The organism is Bowmanella dokdonensis, from assembly GCF_017254865.1.
GTDB lineage: Bacteria > Pseudomonadota > Gammaproteobacteria > Enterobacterales > Alteromonadaceae > Bowmanella > Bowmanella dokdonensis.
On record NZ_JAFKCV010000266.1, the window covers coordinates 1 to 316 of the forward strand.

Annotated in this window: 1 protein-coding gene; it reads right to left on the reverse strand. The window is 46.8% G+C overall.

The annotated features are described in order from the left end of the window. On the reverse strand, positions 1-316 hold a 316-nt coding region (locus J0A66_RS22510; RefSeq protein WP_206576046.1), incomplete at both ends, for a carboxypeptidase-like regulatory domain-containing protein.

A 316-nucleotide genomic window follows, 5' to 3' on the forward strand; every position in this document is an offset into this window, starting at 1 on the left:
CATCGCTGCAACTTGCTTACCTGTCACTTCGATTTTTTCGAAGTTTTCACTGGAAACCTGATAGTTCAGGCTTAAGCTTTTACCGGTAACCACGCGGACGTTGTTCGCCACCAAAGGCTGATAGCCTTGCCCGGTAATATTCACTTCGTATTTAGTAGAAGCGTCCAAGCCAACCAGACGCACATTACCCTCTGCATCTGAAACCGCTTCTTTCTCTGTCAAACTGTCAGGGGTCCTAACTTTAACAACAGCACCAGCAACGGGTTTACCGTTGTTATCAACGATACTAATACGTAAACCGCCGGTATCAGCCAGT